Here is a 13066-nt window from a genome sequence, read left to right as displayed (position 1 = left end):
ACGCCGCACCCCCTCGCCCGCGCTGAGTGCCCCGCCAGCACGTCCACCACGGACCCGAGGGAAACCACGATGACCCGTTCCACCACACTCGGCGTTGCGGCGCTCTGCGCGGCCGGCGCCTTCCTGCTCTCCGGGTGCGGAGGCGGGGGCGGCGCCGACGACGGCGCGCACCCGTCCGGCTCCGGCTCCGCGTCGTCCTCGGCGACCAACCCGACCCCGTCCGCCACGGCTTCGGCGACCGCGCCCGCCCTCTCCGGGGCACCGAAGTTCGACCTGCCGCCCGACGTGACCGTGAGGTTCGACGGATTCGACGGCGGTTCCGCCACGCACGCGGCGCTGCTGCGCGACACCTCCTACGCGGCCACCGCGGTGCTGGAGTTCGAGGCGCACGGCTATCCCACGGAGCCGTCGAACTTCGCCCGCTACTGGGCCGGCGGCACCGGCGCCGAGTACGCCGACTCGATCATCTCCCAGGAGAAGGACGGCACCGTCATCACCGGCGCCTACCACTACTACCGCCCGGTGGTGAAGTCCCTCCCCGACTCGGGAGGCAACATGTCGGTCACCTACTGCGAGGACCAGCGCAAGGCGTACTCCAAGGTCGCGAAGACCGGCAAGGTCCTGACCACCCAGCCCTCGCTGTCCGACTTCCGCCAGTGGACCCTCCTGATGACCAAGGGCCCCCACGGCGACTGGCAGGCCTTCAACCACACCTGGACCAAGGGCGCGAAGCAGTGCGAGATCTCCTGACCCCCGGGCCGCACCCGGTACGAGTTGCTCCTGTTCCGGGATACGGCCGACGGCGTGTGGCAGGCGTCGCGGATCACCGTCGTGCAGAGCGCGAGTTGTCGGGCGTGAGCTCTGCCGAGAGGCGAAACGTGGGGAGTTGACGGGGGGAGGGGGAGGAAAGGCCGGGGGGCAGTGGGGTTGTGCGGTCTGTGTGCCGGACCGGTCACAGATGGGGCGGAACCCTTCCTGCCGCCACGAGCCCGCGGGTAGCGTCGACCTGCCAGCTTTTCTCGCATGTTCGGCTATCTCAGGTATCTCACGGGGGATGTCATCGTGACCCGCTCTTTCCTGCCCACCGTGTCGGCTGTCTCGGCGGTGGCCGCAGCCGCCCTGCTCCTGACCGGTTGCGGCGGCGGTTCGGGCGGCTCGGACAAGATCGACCAGTCCGACGCCACGACGACGTCCGCGGCGGCCCCGACGACGACGGCCAGTGCGACGCCGTCCGACACGGTCAAGCGGCCCTCGACAGTGCTGCCCAAGGACCTGACGATGACGTTCGACTGGCCGAAGACCGGGGACACGACGAAGGACGCGGTGCTCAACGACGCGGAGCAGTACATCCGCGGCTACAACCGTGCGGCGGCCGCCCACAACCTCAAGGACCCGGCGTACCAGTTCTATTCGCGGGACCAGGGTCTGACGTACGCGCAGGCGCAGATCAAGGCGAACATCAGCGGCAACTGGGCGCCGATGGGTGATGACCGGTACTACGGCGACAAGCTCAAGGTGGTGGGCTCCGGTTCCGTCACGTTGAGCTACTGCCGCAACCAGACCAAGGCGTACAGCAAGAACTTCACCTCCGGGAAAGTCAACATCACCACACCGAGCGACAGCGACTACGTGCTGTACAACGTGCTGTTCACGAAGGACGCCGTCTCCAACGGCGTGTGGCAGGCGTCGCACGTCGTCGTCGTGGAGAGGGCCACCCAGTGCAAGCAGTGAGAACGCGGAAGACGCTCGTCGTGCTCGCGGTGGCCGGACTGACGCTGCTCGCGACCGGTGGACCGGCCCGCGCCGGCGACGCACCGGCCCCGGGAGTCGGTGCCGGCAGCGGCGACGGGAACATCAGCGCTTCGGCGGCGGCCTACCAGGTCACGTACACCCCCGCCGAGCCCCCGAAGGGACACCCGCTCACCGCGAACACCGGGTGGACCCCGCCCGCTTGCTGGCAGGCGCCGGTCGCCACACCGAAGGAGCTCAAGGCGGAGCGGGAGAGCGTGTGGGGGGAGGACTCCACCGGGTACGAGTGGGACTCCACGCAGCGCGACTACTACGTGAACGGCCACCCGCACAAGGACTTCGAGATCCCCAACACCGGCAAGGGCATGTGGTGGAACGGGCAGGCGAACCCGAACCGGATCGGCGACCCGGGCGCGCTGTCGTGCTTCAAGGAGTACGACGACTGGGTGCTCAACGGTGACACGCCGCCGGCTCCGAAGGGCCCGATCGTGACCCCGGAGATCCTCGCGGAGTCGGCCTACGACCGGATCCGCATCCCGGAGAACCCGATCACCCTCTCCCCGTCCGCCAACGACGTCCAGACCGTGAACCTCAACACGTGGGCCTGGCTGGACAAGGGCGACGTCGCACCGGTGTCGGTGACGGCGCGGCTGGCCTCGCTGAACCTGTGGGCCACCACGACCGCCACACCGGAGGGGCTCCATCTGAGGGCGGGCACGCCGGACGCGGACCTCTACCCGGCGTCCGGGGACTGCCCGCTCAACGCGGACGGGTCGATCGGCGAGAAGTACGTGAAGGCCGACGGCAACAAGGTCCCGCCCTGCGGGCTGACCTACCGCCGCTCCTCCGACGGCGGCACCTTCCCGCTCAGCGCGACCATCAGCTGGAAGGTGAGCTGGACCGGCAGCGGCGGTACGGGCGGGGATCTGGCCGGCGGCAGCTTCGAGTTCGACCAGGACGTCCAGGTCCAGGAGATCCAGTCCGTCAACCACTAGCCCAACCGCCCGATCCCGAGCACCGAGCACCGATTCGGGACGCCGATGCCGGGGCGGCACCCCGGCATCGGCGGTGGCCGGGGCGGCGGTCAGAGCGCCTGCGGGAAGTCGAAGAGGCGGTTCGGGTCGAGTTGCTTCTTCAGGGCGGTGAGGCGGGCCGCGTTCTGGCCGTAGTACGCGGTGCGCCAGTCCGTCAGGGACGGGTCGGTGTAGTTCTGGTAGGCACCGCCGGAGGCGTAGCGGCGCAGGGCGGAGTGGGTCGTGTCCAGCCAGTTGGTGCCGGTCAGGGCGTGCGAGGCGAGGTACTGCGCGAGGAAGCGTGAGCCGCGGTGGGAGAAGGCGGTGGCCGTGGGGGAGACACGGTTGACCGCGCCGCCGAGGGCGGTGAGGGCGATGCTGCCGGAGCCGCTGCCGGACTGGCTCGCGAGCCGCTGCATCTGGGCGACGAGCGTCTCGATGCCGCCGGCGGGCAGGTTGGTGTCGTAGAAGTCGGAGCACGCGGTGTACGTGTCGCGTTCGAGGCTGCCGGCCGGGGCGAGATGGCACTGGGCGGCGCTGCGGCCCTCGCAGCCGGCGTAGGAGAACATCGCGTCGACGTAGGTGTGCGGTCGCAGCGACACCGAGGTGGCCGGGGAGCCGACGGCGCTCGCCAGCCGGTCCGCGGCGGCGGCGAGGTCGGTGCGGGAGCCGGTGGAGGTCATCGCGACCGCGATGGTGGGGGTCTGGCCGACCGTGCAGTTCAGGTCCAGGGCCGACCAGATGTGGTCGGGCAGGTCGGGACCCCAGGACTGCCAGCCGCGGACCAGGTCGGCCGCCCGGTTCCACGGCCAGGTCAGGTACCCGGTCACCACGTCGGGCACCGGGTGGGTGCTGAAGGTCAGCGACGTCACCACTCCGAAGTTGCCGTTGCCCGCGCCGCGCAGCGCCCAGAAGAGGTCGGGCTCGGCGTCGGCGGAGACCGTGTGGCTGCGGCCGTCCGCCGTGATCAGCGTCGCCCCGGCGAGGTTGTCGCAGGTCAGTCCCATCGAACGGCTCATCACGCCGTGGCCGCCGCCGAGCGCCAGCCCCGAGATGCCCACCGACGGGCAGGAGCCGCCCGGCACCGTCCTGCCGGACTGCGCAAGGGTGTTGTAGACGTCGATGAGCTTCGCGCCCGCGCCTATCGTGGCGGTCGTGCCGTCCACCCGGATCGAGTTGAGCTTCGAGACGTCCACGATCAGCCTGCCGTTGCCGCTCGACCAGCCCGCGTAGGAGTGGCCGCCGCTGCGGATCGCCGGCACGGTGCCGGTGCGGCGGGCGAAGTCCAGGCAGGTGCGGATGTCGTCGGCGCCGGTGACGTAGGCGACGGCCGCCGGGCGCAGCGTGTCGAAGCGGGTGTTGTAGAGGCGGTGGTCCAGGTCGTACCCGCTGTCCTGCGGGCGCACCAGGCTGCCGTCCAGCGACTTCGCGAGTGCGGTCCAGTCCGGCTTCACCAGCGTCGGGGACGGTGAGGAGGTCGGGGCCGCCGGCGACGTCGTGCCCGAACCGGACACCGGCGAGGGGGCCTTCGCGTCGTCGCCGCCCGCGTTGTCGCACCCGCTCAGCAGCGCGCCGGCCAGTACGCCACCGCCCGCCGTCAGCGCTTTCCGCCGCTTCACCCGTCCACCGCCGCATCCGCCCCACCGGGGCCTCTGAACTCGGTGCGTCGGTCACTCCCGCACCTTCAGAATCCCTAGACGCCGGACCCCCCCTCCCGGTTGCCACGAATTTTCCCCGCGGGGACCGGTCGGGGGAAGTACGGCGACGTGTCCCCGAACGGGAGGGCGGTGGACGGTCCGCCGGGGAAGACGGAGGAGGGGTTCAGCCGGGCCGGTGGCGTGCCGCGTCTCTGCGCGCGCTGTCCCGCGCGCGCCGGGCGGGCCCCTTCCATCCGCACGAGCAGCGGGCCACGGCGAACGACCCCCGCTCGACGACGGCGAGGTCGTGGTGGTCGCCGTCGCTCGACGGGCGGGCCGGTTCCGGGTCCTCGGCGGAGGCGGACGCGGAACCACTTCCGGCATCAGGCACGCCTCCACCGTAACGGGCGTGACGGCCCGCTCAAGAGCGTCGTTATCCGGGTGAGACCCAGCCGGCCGGGCGGGTGCAGGGACGGACAGGCGATGGTGGCAGCGGTGACCCCAGCGGCGGGCGCGACGAAGAGCGAGACGGCGGGCGCAACGACGGACGGTACGGCGACGGGTGCCCGCCGAACAGGCCGGGCAGGCGGGCGGATCCGGCCGGACCGGGCCGGCCGGGTGGACCGGAGGGACCGGGCGGGCCTCGGGGCACGCGGTCGCGTGACCGTACGCCGGACCGCCGGCGCCGCGGGCCTGGCCTGCGCGGCCGTGCTGGCCTCGGGCTGCGGCGGCCCGGCCGCGGGCACCTCCGCGGGTGCGGCTCCCGCCGACGCGGCGCAGGTCCGCGCGGTCACCAACGCCGCGGACACGCTCGGCAAGGCGGGCAGCGCCAAGGTGAGCAGCGCGCTGCGGACGGCCAGCGGCGGCACCTGGGTCACCATCACCGGCACCGGCGGCTTCGACTTCGCCCGCCGGCAGGGCGAACTGGTGCTGCTGCTGCCCAAGGACGCGGTCGGCAAGGAGGAGCACAAGCCGATCACCGAGCTGATGACGCCCGGCGCGCTCTACATGAAGAACCGCGGCGCGGGCGTCCCCGCGGGCAAGTGGGTCCGGGTGGACACCACCCGCATCCCCGACGGGAACCTGGTGACCGGCGGCGCCACCGAGCCGCTGGCGGCGGCCGAACTGCTGCGCGGCGCCGAGGACGTGACCTACGCCGGGACCGTGCGGATGCAAGGCGTCCAGGTGCGGCACTTCCGGGGCACGACCGACATCGCCCGGGCCGCCCGCACCGCCTCGCCCGCCGTGCGCGGCCCGCTGGCCGCCGCGGCGAGGGGCTTCACGGTGACCCGGGTGCCCTTCGACGCCTGGCTGGACCCGCAGGGCCGGCTGCGCAAGCTCTCCGAGCAGTTCACGATGACGGTGTCCGGCAGCGGGACCGCTGCGGCGAAGGACGGCACGGGCGCAAAGGACACGAAGGACGCGCAGGGCGCCGCGCGGAATGTGATGGTTGTCTCCACGACGACCTACGACGCCTTCGGCACCCCGGTCGCGGTGACCATGCCGGGCAACAGCGACATCTGGACCGGAAAGATCGTTTCTGCTCAGCCGTGAACACGGCTCGGCCGGATGGAGGCCCGCTCGGAAAATGGTCCATCCGTGCCATGCGCCGGGTCGCGTATGGTCCCTACGCTTGATGACGGCCGTTCGCAGGCGTACGGGGATGCGTAGAGGAGGTGGTGCGGGTATGGCACTGTCGCTCATGACATCGGTGCAGGACGATCCGGTGGCGCTGGCCGAGATCGATCTGTGCGGCGAGCTGATGATCGCCGCTTCCGCCGCCGTCGAGGAGCGGTTGAGCGTCGACCGGATCGACGAGGTGCTGGAGGTCGCCCGGGTCCGGGTGGCCCAGGCGAGCTAGTCCCGGACGGCTCGCCGCCCGGCCGCGACCTGCCGCCGCGCCCCGGTTTCCCGGCCGTAGCGGCACCCTGGTCAGGTGCGCAGCAGCCGCGCTATCGCCGCCGTCGCCTCGGCCACCTTCTCGTCGATCTCCGGGCCGCCGCCGACCGCGGCCGCGGCCACGCAGTGCCGCAGGTGCTCCTCCAGGAGCTGGAGGGCGAAGGACTGCAGCCCCTTGGTGCTTGCCGAGACCTGGGTGAGGATGTCGATGCAGTAGACGTCCTCCTCGACCATCCGCTGCAGCCCGCGCAGCTGGCCCTCGATCCTGCGCAGCCGTTTCAGGTGGGACTCTTTGTCATGGCTGTAGCCATGCGGCCCGTGCGGCTTCACAATCTCCCCCGCAACGCTTTCCGTGGCCATCCGCCTGTCCGCCCTTCTGTCCCGTTATACCCCCGATGGGTATACCTTACCGAATCGATACCCTGTGCGAGGCATCCCCTGTCAGGGGGACTTCGTCCGATGGGCGACACTGGTGGACGCCGGTCAGCCGCGGCCGGATGATGCACCTAGCATCAACGAGACCGAAACTCATGCACCCCGAGGACCTCACGTGCGCTTTCGTCTGACCCCCAGGGAGACGAGCTTCTATGACATGTTCGCCGCATCCGCGGACAACATCGTCACCGGTTCGAAGCTACTGATGGAACTGCTCGGGGCCGATTCGCCGACCCGGACCGAGATCGCAGAACGCATGAGGGCGGCCGAGCACGCCGGGGACGACGCGACCCACGCGATCTTCCACCAGCTGAACTCCTCCTTCATCACGCCCTTCGACCGGGAGGACATCTACACCCTCGCCGGCTCGCTGGACGACATCATGGACTTCATGGAGGAGGCCGTCGACCTGGTCGTCCTCTACAACGTCGAGGAACTCCCCAAGGGCGTCGAGCAGCAGATCGAGGTGCTGGCCCGGGCCGCCGAGCTGACCGCCGAGGCGATGCCGAACCTGCGCACCATGGCGAACCTGACCGAGTACTGGATCGAGGTCAACCGGCTGGAGAACCAGGCCGACCAGATCCACCGCAAGTTGCTCGCGCACCTGTTCAACGGCAAGTACGACGCCATCGAGGTGCTCAAGCTCAAGCAGATCGTCGACGTGCTCGAAGAGGCCGCCGACGCGTTCGAGCACGTTGCCAACACGGTGGAGACCATCGCCGTCAAGGAGTCCTGACCTTCGTGGACACCTTCGTTCTGGTGGTGACCATCGCGGTCGCGCTCTTCTTCACCTATACCAACGGCTTCCACGACTCGGCGAACGCCATCGCCACCTCGGTCTCCACCCGCGCGCTCACCCCCAAGGCCGCGCTGGCGATGGCCGCGGTGATGAACCTGCTCGGCGCCTTCCTCGGCTCGAAGGTGGCCGCCACGGTCAGCAAGGGCCTGATCGCGACGCCCTCGGGCCGCAGCGGCATGGGCATCCTGTTCGCGGCACTCGCCGGGGCGATCGTATGGAACCTGGCGACCTGGTACTTCGGGCTGCCGTCGAGTTCCAGCCACGCGTTGTTCGGCGGGCTGGTCGGCGCGGCGCTGGCCGGCGGCACCGCGGTGCACTGGAACGGCGTGGTCGACAAGGTCATCGTGCCGATGTTCCTGTCCCCGGTGGTCGGCCTGGTCGTCGGCTACCTGGTGATGCTGGCCATCCTGTGGTTCTTCCGCCGCTCCAACCCGCACAAGGCGAAGCGCGGCTTCCGGATAGCGCAGACCGTCTCGGCCGCGGCGATGGCGCTCGGCCACGGCCTCCAGGACGCCCAGAAGACGATGGGCGTCGTGGTGCTGGCGCTGGTCATCCACGATCCCGGCCGCGGCTTCGGCATCCCGATCTGGGTGAAGTTCGTCTGCGCGGCGATGATGTCGCTGGGCACCTACGCGGGCGGCTGGCGGATCATGCGGACCCTCGGCCGCCGGATCATCGACCTGGACCCGCCGCAGGGTTTCGCCGCCGAGACCACCTCGGCCGCGATCCTCTACACCACGTCGTACGTGTTCGCCGCGCCGGTCTCCACCACGCACGTCATCACCTCCGCGATCATGGGCGTCGGCGCGACCAAGCGGGTCAAGGCGGTGCGGTGGGGCGTGGCGAAGAACATCGTCGGCGGCTGGTTCATCACGATGCCGGCCGCGGCGCTGGTGGCCGCCGCCTGCTACTACCTGGTCCGGCTCGTCTTCGGCTGACCCTCCGGCCTTCTGGGCTTCCGGGCTCACCGGCCTCCAGGCCATCCGGCCCCGGCGACACAAAAGTGCCCCGGCTCCCTTGGGGGGAGCCGGGGCTTTTCGCGCCCTGCGGTGGCACCGCCATGCAGCACCGCACGGCGGTCTGGGGTCAGCCGAAACGGCCGGAGATGTAGTCCTCGGTGGCCTGGACCGACGGGTTGGCGAAGATCCGCTCGGTGTCGTCGATCTCGATCAGCTTGCCGGGCTGGCCGACCGCGGCGAGGTTGAAGAACGCGGTGCGCTCCGAGACCCGCGCGGCCTGCTGCATGTTGTGGGTGACGATCACGATGGTGAAACGCTCCTTCAGCTCACCGATCAGGTCCTCGATGGCGAGGGTGGAGATCGGGTCGAGCGCGGAGCAGGGCTCGTCCATCAGCAGCACCTCCGGCTCGACCGCGATGGCGCGGGCGATGCACAGTCGCTGCTGCTGGCCGCCGGACAGGCCCGAACCGGGCTTGTTCAGCCGGTCCTTGACCTCGTTCCAGAGGTTGGCGCCCTTCAGGGACTTCTCGACGATGGTGTCGAGCTCGCCCTTCCTCCGGATGCCGTTGAGCCGCAGGCCCGCCGCCACGTTGTCGTAGATCGACATGGTGGGGAACGGGTTGGGGCGCTGGAAGACCATGCCGACGGTGCGCCGCACGGTCACCGGGTCGACCCCGCTGCCGTACAGGTTCTCGTCGTCCAGCATCACCTTGCCCTCGACGCGGCCGCCGGGGGTGACCTCGTGCATGCGGTTCAGGGTGCGCAGGAAGGTGGACTTGCCGCAGCCGGACGGGCCGATGAAGGCGGTCACGGAGCCGGGCTCGACGGTCATCGAGATGTCGTCGATCGCCTTGTGGCTGCCGTAGTAGGCGGACAGGCCGCTGACGTCGATTCGCTTGGCCATGGTGGGGATCACTTCATTTCTGCTAGGTCTGCTGATGGCCGCGTCAGCGACCTGAGTGCTGCGGCGCCTTCCAGCGCGCGATGAGACGGGCGACGAGGTTCAGGATCATCACGAAGGCGATCAGGACCAGGGCCGCGCCCCAGGCACGGGCGTAGCTCGCGGGGTTGCCGTCCACGTACTGCTGGTAGATGTAGTACGGCAGCGATTCCTGCGGGCCCTTGAAGGGGTTGTTGTTGATGTACTGGGCGCCGTAGATCAGCAGGGCGACCGGGGCGCTCTCGCCCGCGATGCGGGCCAGGGCGAGCATGACGCCGGTGGTGATGCCGCCGATCGCGGTGGGGACGACGACCTTGGTGATCGTGCGCCACTTCGGCACGCCCAGCGCGAAGGACGCCTCGCGCAGCTCGTTGGGCACGAGCTTGAGCATCTCCTCGGTGGAGCGGACCACGATCGGGGTCATCAGGATCGCCAGCGCCAGCGAGCCGGCGAAACCGGACTGCGGTGCCTTGTCCAGCAGGATGAACCACAGCGACAGGATGAACAGGCCGGCCACGATCGACGGGATGCCGGTCATCACGTCGACGAAGAACGTCACGACCTTGGCGAGCCAGCCCCGGCCGTACTCGACCAGGTAGACCGCGGTGAGGATGCCGATCGGGGTGGCGATCGCCGCCGCGATGGCGACCTGCTCGATGGTGCCGATGATGGCGTGGTAGATACCGCCGCCGGGCTCGATGGTCAGCACGTTCTTCATCGAGTGGGTCAGGAAGGTGCCGTTGATCACGCCGGCGCCCTGCTTGATCGTCGTCTCGATCAGCGAGTACAGCGGCAGGACGGCCAGGATGAACGCCGACCAGATCAGGCTGGTGGCGACGCGGTCCTTCGCCTGGCGGCGGCCCTCGACCCGCGCGGTGATCGCGTAGGAGCCGCCCACGAAGAGCAGCAGGGCGATCAGGCCCCACTGGATGTGGCTGTGCAGGTCCGCACCGGCGCCGATGGCGACGGCGACCACGATCGACCCGCCCGCGACGGCGGCGGGGGTCCAGCGCGGCAGCCGGCGGGTCGCCAGCCGCGGGGAGGCGGGGCGGGCGGCGGACGCGGTGGCGTCCACGGCGGTGTTCGTCATGCGTTGGCCCCCGAGTACTCCTTGCGCCGGGCGATGATCAGCCGGGCGGCTCCGTTGACCAGCAGCGTGATGACGAACAGCACCAGGCCGGACGCGATCAGGGCGTCCCGGCCGAAGTTGGTGGCCTCACCGAACTTGGCGACGATGTTCTGCGAGAAGGTGCCGCCGCCCGGGTCCAGCAGGTGCGCGGACAGCGTCGAGTCGGCGGACAGCACGGTGGCCACCGCCATGGTCTCGCCGAGCGCGCGGCCCAGGCCGAGCATCGAGGCGGAGATGATGCCGGAGCGCGCGAAGGGGAGCACCGACATGCGGATGACCTCCCAGCGGGTCGCGCCGAGCGCGAGCGCCGCCTCCTCGTGCATCTTCGGCACCTGGCGGATCACTTCGCGGCTGACGTTGGTGATGATCGGCAGGATCATGATCGCCAGCAGGATGCCCACGGTGAACAGCGAGCGCGGGGTGGAGTTCGGGTCGCTCTTGTGGAAGATGACCGTCCAGCCCAGGTAGTGGTTGAGCCAGAGGTTCAGGCCCTGCAGGTGCGGCACCAGGAAGAGCGCGCCCCACAGGCCGTAGATGATGCTGGGCACCGCGGCGAGCAGGTCGATGACGTAGGCGATCACGTCGCCGAGCCGGCGCGGCGCGTAGTGCGTGATGAACAGCGCGATGCCGACCGCGATGGGCACGGCGATGGCCATGGCGATCACCGCGCTGACGATGGTGCCGTAGGCGAGGACCGCGATGCCGAACTGCGGCGGGGTGAGCGCCGCGTTCCACTCGAAGGTGGTGAAGAAGTTCGCGTGGTCCTTGGAGATGGCGCTGACCGCGCGGATGGTCAGGAAGAGCGCGATGGCGCCCATGATCACGAGGACGAAGATGCCCGAGCCGCGGGAGAGGCCGGAGAAGATCCGGTCGCCCGGTCGGGTCACGGTCTTCGCCTTGTGCGGCGGGGGCGCGGTGGGGGGCGGTGCGGTGGTTGTCATGGGAACTCCGGTCTGGGGTGGGGGAGGGGTGTCCCCCGGCGGCGGTGCACCGGATGTGCGGCGGGCCCCGCGGTGGTCGGACGATCCGACCGCGGGGCCCGCCACATGGGTCAGGAAAGGGCGGAGATGGTGGAGCGGACCTTCGTGGCGATCGCGTCCGGCAGCGGGGCGTAGCCGGAGCTCGCGAGCTGGCCCTGGCCGTCAGTGCTGGCGATGTAGTTCAGGAAGGACTTCGTCAGCGGCAGGGTGTCGGACTTGTTGCCCTTGTCGCAGGCGATCTCGTACGTCACCAGGACGATCGGGTAGGCGTTGTCCGCCTTGGTGGTGTACGCGGCGCTGAGGTCCAGCGCCAGGTCGGAGCCGGTGCCGACGATCTTGGCCTGGGCGATGCCCTGGGAGGCGTTGGCGCTGGAGGCCTCGACCGGCGCCGAGGCACCGGTGTTGATCTTGACGGTGGGGATCTGGTCGGCGGTCGCGTAGGACAGCTCGAAGTAGCCGATGGCGCCCTCGGTCTGCTTGACCTGCGAGGCCACACCGGAGGACTGGGCGACGGCCTGGCCGCCCTTGCCCGCCCACGCCTTGGCGTGCGGGTACGGCCAGTCGGCCTTGTCCGCGCCACCGAGGTACTTGGTGAGGTTGTCCGTGGTGCCGGAGTCGTCCTGGCGGTGGAAGCTCTGGATCTTGGTGCTCGGCAGGTTCACACCCGGGTTGAGCGCCTTGATCGCGGGGTCGTTCCAGGTGGTGATCTTCGAGTTGAAGATCTTCGCCAGGGTCTTCGCGTCCAGCACCAGGTTGCTCACGCCGGGCAGGTTGTAACCGATGGCGATCGGGCCGCCGACCATCGGGATGCTGATGCCCTCGCCGCCCGAGCAGACCTTCTTGGAGGAGGCGGTCTCGTCGGGGGCGAGCGGGGAGTCGGAACCGGCGAAGGCGTCCGTGCCCTGGTTGAAGTCGATGATGCCCTGACCGGACGACGACGGCTTGTAGTTGATCGTCGCGCCGGAGCAGGCCTGCTGGTAGTTCTTGACCCAGGCCTCGATCGCGTTCTGCTGGGCGGTCGAACCCGAGGACAGGATCTGTCCCTTGGCGCAGGAGATCGACGACGCGTTGGAGCTGGTGCTGGCCGAACCGCTGGGCGACGAGGAGGTCTTGTCGCTGCTGTCGTTGTTGTCCGAACCGCAGGCGGTCAGGACCAGCGCGCCGGTAATCGCGACCGCGCCGACGGTCAGGGCCCGCATTCCGCTCTTACGCTGAAGCTTCACCTTCGTGTGTTCCTTCCAAAAGCCCGCCGGTGGACGGCGAAGCAGAGGGTTTGGTTTTCTGCATCCACCCGGCGCAGTACTGCTCACCGGTAAGGCCGAAATTAGGCAGATCAGGTGAAGCGGTCGGCGGAAGAGGGTGAACGCGAGGTGAACCTCGTCCGTCGGTGTGGTGGCCCCGTGTTCGAAGGTCGCTCGTATGAGCTTCCTGGGGTGCACGGGGAGCACGTGACCAGGGCATGAGCGCGCGCGGCGGCCCCACGGGCGGCAGCGCGCGCGGGACGGCGGCCGGTGGCCGGCGGGACG

14 protein-coding genes are annotated in these 13066 nt (G+C 69.9%); 7 read left to right on the top strand and 7 right to left on the bottom strand.

Going from position 1 to position 13066, the window contains the following annotated elements; all coding sequences use genetic code 11:
- Positions 1-69: 69 nt before the first annotated feature.
- The 3 genes from C4U44_RS32160 to C4U44_RS32150 all read left to right on the top strand — a co-directional run bounded on the left by C4U44_RS32160 (position 70) and on the right by C4U44_RS32150 (position 2744).
- Positions 70-750 carry a hypothetical protein gene (locus tag C4U44_RS32160; protein ID WP_160145155.1) on the top strand — a complete coding sequence of 227 codons (681 nt, stop codon included), beginning with the start codon at positions 70-72 and terminating at the stop codon, positions 748-750.
- A 312-nt stretch (positions 751-1062) separates the two neighbouring features.
- The gene (locus C4U44_RS32155; RefSeq protein ID WP_103889591.1) at positions 1063-1731 is read left to right on the top strand and encodes a hypothetical protein; all 669 of its coding nucleotides are present in this window, start codon (positions 1063-1065) and stop codon (positions 1729-1731) included.
- The gene (locus C4U44_RS32150; RefSeq protein ID WP_235032500.1) at positions 1728-2744 is read left to right on the top strand and encodes a hypothetical protein; all 1017 of its coding nucleotides are present in this window, start codon (positions 1728-1730) and stop codon (positions 2742-2744) included. The genes C4U44_RS32155 and C4U44_RS32150 overlap by 4 nt, the downstream gene beginning before the upstream one ends.
- 89 nt (positions 2745-2833) lie before the next feature.
- Here the strand turns inward: C4U44_RS32150 and C4U44_RS32145 are convergent, their stop codons facing one another.
- Complete coding sequence (locus C4U44_RS32145) at positions 2834-4381, bottom strand: FAD-binding oxidoreductase (RefSeq protein ID WP_103889590.1); 1548 nt, start codon at positions 4379-4381, stop codon at positions 2834-2836.
- Positions 4382-4583: 202 nt separating this feature from the next.
- Positions 4584-4790: a hypothetical protein gene (locus C4U44_RS32140; protein WP_235032499.1), complete on the bottom strand. Its 207-nt coding sequence runs from the start codon at positions 4788-4790 to the stop codon at positions 4584-4586.
- Between the two features lie 269 nt (positions 4791-5059).
- Here C4U44_RS32140 and C4U44_RS32135 point away from each other — a divergent pair, with 269 nt between their 5' ends.
- Together C4U44_RS32135 and C4U44_RS41735 are read left to right on the top strand one after the other, a co-directional pair.
- Positions 5060-5953 carry a hypothetical protein gene (locus C4U44_RS32135; RefSeq protein ID WP_103889589.1) on the top strand — a complete coding sequence of 298 codons (894 nt, stop codon included), beginning with the start codon at positions 5060-5062 and terminating at the stop codon, positions 5951-5953.
- Positions 5954-6086: 133 nt separating this feature from the next.
- Positions 6087-6260, top strand: coding sequence for a hypothetical protein (locus C4U44_RS41735; protein WP_160145154.1), 174 nt, complete (start codon positions 6087-6089; stop codon positions 6258-6260).
- A gap of 71 nt (positions 6261-6331) precedes the next feature.
- Here C4U44_RS41735 and C4U44_RS32130 read toward each other — a convergent pair whose 3' ends face one another.
- Entirely contained in the window at positions 6332-6658 is a 327-nt protein-coding gene (locus tag C4U44_RS32130; protein ID WP_103889588.1) for a metal-sensitive transcriptional regulator, read from the bottom strand.
- Between the two features lie 190 nt (positions 6659-6848).
- Between C4U44_RS32130 and C4U44_RS32125 the strand changes: the two genes are divergently transcribed.
- Both C4U44_RS32125 and C4U44_RS32120 read left to right on the top strand, forming a co-directional pair.
- The gene (locus C4U44_RS32125) at positions 6849-7469 is read left to right on the top strand and encodes a DUF47 domain-containing protein (RefSeq protein ID WP_103889587.1); all 621 of its coding nucleotides are present in this window, start codon (positions 6849-6851) and stop codon (positions 7467-7469) included.
- A gap of 5 nt (positions 7470-7474) precedes the next feature.
- A complete protein-coding gene (locus C4U44_RS32120; protein ID WP_103889586.1) occupies positions 7475-8470 on the top strand; it encodes an inorganic phosphate transporter in 996 nt (331 codons plus the stop codon).
- Positions 8471-8618: 148 nt separating this feature from the next.
- Here C4U44_RS32120 and pstB read toward each other — a convergent pair whose 3' ends face one another.
- The 4 genes from pstB to pstS all read right to left on the bottom strand — a co-directional run bounded on the left by pstB (position 8619) and on the right by pstS (position 12763).
- A complete protein-coding gene (pstB, locus tag C4U44_RS32115; protein WP_103889585.1) occupies positions 8619-9395 on the bottom strand; it encodes a phosphate ABC transporter ATP-binding protein PstB in 777 nt (258 codons plus the stop codon).
- Positions 9396-9438: 43 nt separating this feature from the next.
- Positions 9439-10521, bottom strand: a complete 1083-nt coding sequence (pstA, locus tag C4U44_RS32110) for a phosphate ABC transporter permease PstA (protein WP_103889584.1) — start codon at positions 10519-10521, stop codon at positions 9439-9441.
- Entirely contained in the window at positions 10518-11501 is a 984-nt protein-coding gene (pstC, locus tag C4U44_RS32105; RefSeq protein WP_103889583.1) for a phosphate ABC transporter permease subunit PstC, read from the bottom strand. Before pstC ends, pstA begins: the two co-directional genes overlap by 4 nt.
- Before the next feature lie 110 nt (positions 11502-11611).
- Entirely contained in the window at positions 11612-12763 is a 1152-nt protein-coding gene (pstS, locus tag C4U44_RS32100; protein WP_103889582.1) for a phosphate ABC transporter substrate-binding protein PstS, read from the bottom strand.
- Positions 12764-13066: the final 303 nt, after the last annotated feature.

This window comes from Actinacidiphila yanglinensis (assembly GCF_900107965.1).
GTDB classification, from domain to species: domain Bacteria; phylum Actinomycetota; class Actinomycetes; order Streptomycetales; family Streptomycetaceae; genus Actinacidiphila; species Actinacidiphila yanglinensis.
This window is presented reverse-complemented; position numbering and strand designations above follow the sequence as displayed.

What these genes read in the sequence shown, in the direction of transcription:
- pstC (WP_103889583.1), bottom strand. Translation starts at nt 11,501, where the DNA reads ATGACAACCACCGCACCGCCCCCCACCGCGCCCCCGCCGCACAAGGCG.
- C4U44_RS32130 (WP_103889588.1), bottom strand. Translation starts at nt 6,658, where the DNA reads ATGGCCACGGAAAGCGTTGCGGGGGAGATTGTGAAGCCGCACGGGCCG.
- pstA (WP_103889584.1), bottom strand. Translation starts at nt 10,521, where the DNA reads ATGACGAACACCGCCGTGGACGCCACCGCGTCCGCCGCCCGCCCCGCC.
- C4U44_RS32160 (WP_160145155.1), top strand. Translation starts at nt 70, where the DNA reads ATGACCCGTTCCACCACACTCGGCGTTGCGGCGCTCTGCGCGGCCGGC.
- C4U44_RS41735 (WP_160145154.1), top strand. Translation starts at nt 6,087, where the DNA reads ATGGCACTGTCGCTCATGACATCGGTGCAGGACGATCCGGTGGCGCTG.
- pstB (WP_103889585.1), bottom strand. Translation starts at nt 9,395, where the DNA reads ATGGCCAAGCGAATCGACGTCAGCGGCCTGTCCGCCTACTACGGCAGC.